Annotated in this window: 6 protein-coding genes; all 6 read left to right on the top strand. The window is 38.1% G+C overall.

Annotation, left to right across the window (positions count from 1 at the left end; translation table 11 throughout):
* The first annotated feature begins 694 nt into the window (after positions 1-694).
* The 6 genes from rpmH to mnmG all read left to right on the top strand — a co-directional run bounded on the left by rpmH (position 695) and on the right by mnmG (position 6386).
* Entirely contained in the window at positions 695-829 is a 135-nt protein-coding gene (rpmH, locus tag QNH48_RS30430) for a 50S ribosomal protein L34 (RefSeq protein WP_007084526.1), read from the top strand.
* 83 nt (positions 830-912) lie between these two features.
* A complete protein-coding gene (gene rnpA, locus QNH48_RS30425; RefSeq protein ID WP_283953311.1) occupies positions 913-1257 on the top strand; it encodes a ribonuclease P protein component in 345 nt (114 codons plus the stop codon).
* 148 nt (positions 1258-1405) lie between these two features.
* Entirely contained in the window at positions 1406-2182 is a 777-nt protein-coding gene (gene spoIIIJ / locus QNH48_RS30420) for a YidC family membrane integrase SpoIIIJ (RefSeq protein WP_283953310.1), read from the top strand.
* Complete coding sequence (jag, locus tag QNH48_RS30415) at positions 2179-2799, top strand: RNA-binding cell elongation regulator Jag/EloR (RefSeq protein WP_283953309.1); 621 nt, start codon at positions 2179-2181, stop codon at positions 2797-2799. Before spoIIIJ ends, jag begins: the two co-directional genes overlap by 4 nt.
* Before the next feature lie 280 nt (positions 2800-3079).
* Positions 3080-4465: a tRNA uridine-5-carboxymethylaminomethyl(34) synthesis GTPase MnmE gene (gene mnmE / locus QNH48_RS30410; protein WP_283955924.1), complete on the top strand. Its 1386-nt coding sequence runs from the start codon at positions 3080-3082 to the stop codon at positions 4463-4465.
* 31 nt (positions 4466-4496) lie between these two features.
* Positions 4497-6386, top strand: a complete 1890-nt coding sequence (mnmG, locus tag QNH48_RS30405; RefSeq protein WP_283953308.1) for a tRNA uridine-5-carboxymethylaminomethyl(34) synthesis enzyme MnmG — start codon at positions 4497-4499, stop codon at positions 6384-6386.
* Positions 6387-6481: the final 95 nt, after the last annotated feature.

Raw genomic sequence — 6481 nt, 5'->3', positions numbered from 1 at the left:
CGATTGTCCCTCCTTTTTTCTTTATCTATCTATTATTGAAATGCACTTTGCAGTTTGTTTCTCGTCTAGACTCCATATATAGTGATATTTTTTCACAAAGAGTGAGGAAGTATCCTCATTCGTAATGAACAAAAGTTTGTGAAAAAACAACCGTTATACAAGTTGTACAACCTACTAATTTATAAATATACGAAACAATGGTTGTGGAAAAACATATTATAGGAAATAAAGTGGAGTTTCGACAATATCCACCGCTTGTGGACAAGTTTCTGCAGTATGCTAGAATAACTTGTCCACACCTTATCCACAATTTGTGGATAACATATTTTTAGACGAAGTTATTCAGAGTGAAAACACAAATATAATATCAAATAAAAGGCAGACGTGCAATGCCTTTTAATGGTTTATCCACAACGGTAACAATCTGTGATTAAAACTTGTCCACAAGTAGTATGTCCTGTGCAAAAACTGTCAATATCTTGTGAAACTGCGAAAAAAAAGTCGAAAAAAATATCCACAGGTAAATTTTAATAGAGCTTTTGGAAAATAATGATCTCGTGATTAAAAAAGATCTCACTGCAAAAAATTTAGATACTGGGGAACAATATTATATGGGCGGTTGACAATATCGGGGTCCGTCTTTATAATAAATTAGACTGTCTTTAACAGCTATTCCTCAGGGAGGTGTCTTATAATGAAAAGAACATATCAACCAAATAAACGTAAACATAGTAAAGTTCACGGTTTCCGCAGTCGTATGAGCTCAGCTAACGGACGTAAAGTTCTAGCACGCCGTCGTCTAAAAGGAAGAAAAGTATTATCAGCTTAGGCCACTGAAACATCAGTGGTCTTTTTTCTAATAAAGTATCTTTCAGAGTGGAAAAGTTTTTGTGTAGATGGAAGGTGTTTTCTATGAAGAAAGAATTACGGGTAAAGAAGAATAAAGAATTCCAAGAGGCATTTCAAAAGGGACAATCATTCGCAAATCGACAATTTGTTGTCTATAGTCTGAAGAAAGAGGATCAAGACTATTTTCGAATTGGGCTGTCTGTTAGCAAAAAAATTGGAAATGCTGTGATGAGAAATCAAATAAAAAGATACATAAGACAAGCTGTTTTCGAATTATCAGATTTACTTTTACCAGGTAATGATTACGTCATTATTGCTAGAAAACCTGCGGCTGAAATGGACTTTTTTGAGGTGAAAAAGAGCTTAACTCATGTCTTTAAGGTAGGAAAGGTTTTAAAGAAAAAGTAATCAGCCAAAATAATGTTGTATCTCTAAATTTATGAGACAAATTATTCTAAAAGATGGTAAAATACCTATGAAATATTCCGGATGGCTATATTTAAATAAGGTATTTCCAATTAAATAGTATATATATTGTTCAAGGAGGAAAATTCGGTTGAAGAAACGAATATTACTTTTAATTGGTATTGTTTCTGTTTTTCTGTTTTTAACAGGATGTACAGAAATTAATAAGCCAATTGACGCTGAAAGTACAGGTTTTTGGAACGAATATATTGTCTATCCGCTCTCCTGGGTAATTGTGAAAGGGGCAGAAATCCTTGGCGGCAGCTTTGGATTTTCATTGATTGTCGTTACACTCTTAATTCGGTTAGCAATTTTACCACTAATGATAAAACAGACCAGAAGCTCCAAAGCCATGCAGGCTCTGCAGCCAGAAATGAAGGCTCTTCGAGAAAAATACAGCTCTAAGGATCAGAAAACACAACAGAAATTACAGCAAGAAACCATGGCACTTTTTCAAAAGCACGGAGTAAATCCGATGGCGGGATGTTTTCCATTAATCGTTCAAATGCCTATTCTAATTGGTTTTTACCATGCAATTTCAAGAACAAGAGAAATTGCTGATCATAGTTTCCTGTGGTTTGATCTTGGAGACAAGGATCCTTTTTATATCTTACCGATTATTGCGGGTATCACCACATTTATTCAGCAAAAATTGATGATGGCCGGACAAGAGCATAATCCGCAAATGGCGATGATGCTTTGGATGATGCCGATTATGATTGTTATTTTTGCTTTTAATTTCCCTGCAGCTCTCTCTTTGTATTGGGTAGTGGGAAATCTTTTCATGATTGTTCAAACCTATTTCATTAAAGGACCGGATTTGAAAAAAGCGCAAGAATCCGGTAAAGCGGGAGGAGCAAAAAAGTGAAACAAGTAACTGCTACCGGACAAACTGTCAAAGAAGCAGTGGAATCAGCTTTAGCTCAATTAAATACAACAAAAGACCGCGCAGATGTAGCTATTATCGATGAAGGTAAAAAAGGTATTTTTGGAATTTTTGGTTCGCGTCCCGCTGTCGTTAAGGTTACGGTGATTATTGACCCAATTGATGAAGCAAGGAAGTTTCTGCTTCAGGTTAGTGAACAAATGGGAGCTCCCATCAGTATTGAAATGAAACGCGAAGGAAAACAAGTTTTGTTCATTATGACTGGAGAAAAGATTGCTCTTTTGATTGGAAAAAGAGGACAAACTTTAAATTCGCTCCAATATTTAACGCAGCTAATCATTAATCGCTTTTCAAATCAATATTTAACGGTTATTTTGGATGCAGAGGATTACCGAAATCGCAGAAATGATACGTTGATTCAATTGGCTCATCGTCTTGCCCTAAAGGCTTTAAAGACTGGCAAGGATGTAGCATTGGAGCCAATGCCTTCATACGAGCGTAAAGTCATTCACACAGCTTTATCCGATAACAAACGTGTAAAAACTTACTCAGATGGATCAGATCCACACAGACATATCGTTATTTCACCAGTCAAATAAAAAAATGGAAAAGACATCCTTTGTCGAAGGATGTCTTTTTCTGCATTTTGTCGAAATTTAGAATCAAAAAGTATCTGTTTATAACAATTATATGAAATCTCTTGTTTTATTGTTATTCACATGTGGATAAGTTAAAATAATACGTAGTCAATAAACAGACTGTGGATAAATAGCTAAAGGGTTTCTGGTTTTTCAGATGAAGATTCTGTGGTATTCTAATAATTTGGTGTAATAATATTCGTTTATATATAGATTAACTTTATAAAGAGTGGTGAAAGTAATGGAATTTGATACGATAGCTGCTATATCGACACCAATGGGTGAGGGAGCAATTGCAATTGTACGATTGAGTGGCGATGATTCCATTAAAATTGGTGATCAAGTTTTTCGAAGCATCGGTGGTAAAAGGTTGGCAGAAGTTCCGACACATACAATACATTATGGACATTTAATCGATCCTAAGAATGAGCAAGTGATCGAAGAAGTAATGATATCGGTTATGAAGGGTCCAAAAACTTTTACAAAAGAGGATGTAGTGGAAATAAATTGTCACGGCGGGATTGTTTCAGTAAATCGAGTACTGCAGCATGTATTAGCCTATGGGGCTAGGCTTGCAGAACCAGGTGAGTTCACGAAACGGGCATTTTTAAATGGACGGATTGATTTATCGCAAGCTGAAGCTGTAATGGATTTGATTCGGGCCAAAACAGATCGGGCTATGAATGTAGCACTGGGACAAATGGAAGGGCGTTTATCAAAATTAATTAGGGGATTACGCCAGGAAATTTTAGAGATACTCGCGCATGTTGAAGTGAATATCGATTACCCGGAATATGATGATGTCGAAGAAATGACGCATAAAATGCTATTAGAAAAAGCCATGTATGTTCGGGATGAACTTAAAAAGCTGCTGCAAACCTCTCAGCAAGGAAAAATATTACGTGAAGGCCTTTCAACGGTCATTGTTGGCCGCCCAAACGTTGGGAAATCTTCGTTATTGAATAGTCTTGTTCAAGAAAATAAAGCGATTGTTACGGATATACCTGGAACTACCCGTGATGTCATTGAGGAATATGTCAATGTACGCGGGGTACCGCTTAGACTGTTGGACACTGCAGGAATAAGAGAAACAGAAGATATTGTTGAACGAATTGGAGTAGAAAAATCTAGACAGGTTTTAAAGGAAGCCGATTTAATCTTGTTAGTGTTAAATCATGCTGATAAATTTACAAAAGAGGATGAAAATCTTTTTGAAGCAGTTAAAGGCATGGATGTGATTGTCATTGTCAATAAGACAGACCTCACGCAGCAAATTGATATGGATCGTGTAAAGGAATTGGCAAGAGAGCATAAGATCGTCACTACTTCCTTATTAGAGGACCGTGGTGTGGATGAGCTTGAAGAAGCCATATCCTCGTTATTCTTTGCAGGTACAATTGACGCTGGCGATATGACCTATCTATCGAACAGCCGCCATATTGCTTTGATTGGCCAAAGTTTGCATACAATAGAAGAAGCGATTGATGGAGTAGAAATGGGAACTCCAATTGATATAGTTCAAATAGATATAACCAGAACGTGGGAACTGCTTGGTGAAGTAATCGGTGAAAGTGTCCACGAAAGTTTAATTGACCAGTTATTTTCACAGTTCTGTTTAGGGAAATAACGGTCAGAGGTATAGAATGAGGAGGAAAGAGATGTCATACGAAGCAGGTAATTTTGACGTTGTGGTCATTGGTGCCGGACATGCTGGCTGTGAGGCGGGCCTTGCGGCGGCACGAATGGGTGCAAAAACATTAATGATTACGATTAACCTAGATATGGTTGCCTTTATGCCTTGTAATCCATCGATTGGCGGACCTGCTAAAGGGATAGTTGTCCGGGAAATAGATGCACTAGGCGGGGAAATGGGTAGAAATATAGATAAAACGTATATTCAAATGAGGATGTTGAATACGGGGAAAGGCCCTGCGGTCCGTGCATTACGGGCGCAGGCAGATAAAGTTGACTATCAATTTGAGATGAAAAAAACGATTGAAGATACACCAAACCTGACACTCCTTCAAGGTATGGTTGAACAATTAATCGTGGAGGACGGCATCTGTGTCGGCGTCATTACAAAGACAGGAGCTATATATCGTGCCAAAACGGTCGTTATTACGACTGGTACGTACCTGCGCGGGGAAATTATCCTTGGTGAATTAAAATACTCAAGCGGTCCTAATAACCAACAGCCCTCTATTAAGTTATCTGAGCATTTAGAAGAACTTGGGTTTGAGTTGGTTCGTTTTAAGACGGGCACTCCGCCAAGGGTCAATAGTCATACGATTGATTACAGCAAAACAGAGATTCAGCCGGGTGATGAAGTTCCAAGGGCATTCTCATATGAAACAACCAAGTATATTACCGATCAGCTTCCATGCTGGTTAACTTATACAAATGAACAAACACATACATTAATTGATCAAAACCTCCATCGTTCACCGATGTATTCCGGAATGATCAAAGGAACAGGTCCGCGTTACTGTCCATCCATTGAAGATAAAGTGGTCCGTTTTAATGATAAGCCGCGCCACCAAATTTTCCTTGAGCCAGAGGGAAGAAAGACGCAAGAAGTTTATGTTCAGGGCTTGTCGACTAGTTTGCCTGAAGATGTTCAGCAGCAAATCCTCAAAACAATTCCAGGATTAGAAAATGTTCAAATGATGAGATCTGGATACGCGATTGAGTATGACGCCATTGATCCAACTCAGCTTTGGCCGACACTTGAAACAAAGGTTGTAAAAAATCTCTTTACGGCTGGACAAATTAACGGAACTTCCGGGTATGAAGAAGCTGCAGGACAAGGAATTATGGCAGGAATCAATGCCGGGCTGAATGCACTTGGAAAGGAACCGTTAATTCTTAGCCGTTCAGATGCTTATATTGGTGTGTTAATCGATGATTTAATCACGAAAGGAACAAGTGAACCTTATCGTTTGTTAACATCAAGAGCAGAATATCGTCTACTTTTACGCCATGATAATGCTGACTTACGGTTAACGGAAATTGGTCACTCCATTGGTCTGATACCAGAAGAGCGTTATCAAAGATTTTTAGCTAAAAAGGATGCGGTTGAGGCGGAAAAAGAAAGGCTTTCATCAATTCGCATAAAACCTTCAACAGAAGTTCAAGAGTTAATCCGAAGCATCGGCGGCAGTGAGCTTAAAGATGGAATTCTTGCTGCGGATTTATTGAAAAGGCCCGAAGTGACTTATGAACACATCGAAAGAATGACACCTAGTGAGGTTGAGTTAGATCAGGATATTAAAGAGCAGGTTGAAATCCAAGTTAAATATGAAGGATACATTGAAAAGTCACTTCAGCAGGTCGAACGCTTAAAGAAAATGGAGAACAAGAAAATCCCTGAAAATATCGATTATGATTCCATTTCAGGACTTGCAAATGAAGCAAAGCAAAACTTAAAACAAATCAAACCATTATCACTTGCCCAAGCTTCAAGGATTTCCGGTGTAAACCCTGCCGATATCTCAATCCTCCTTATCTATTTAGAACAAGGAAGAATAGCGAAAACGAGTAATTTATAATTAGGCTAAGTTAAGGCTAATAATTGATTTTGGCACTCTGTTGATTGGAACGGAAGGCACGAGACTCCTCGAAAATGCTATCGCACTTTCTTCGT

The organism is Neobacillus sp. YX16, assembly GCF_030123505.1.
Lineage (GTDB): Bacteria > Bacillota > Bacilli > Bacillales > Cytobacillaceae > Neobacillus.
This window is presented reverse-complemented; position numbering and strand designations above follow the sequence as displayed.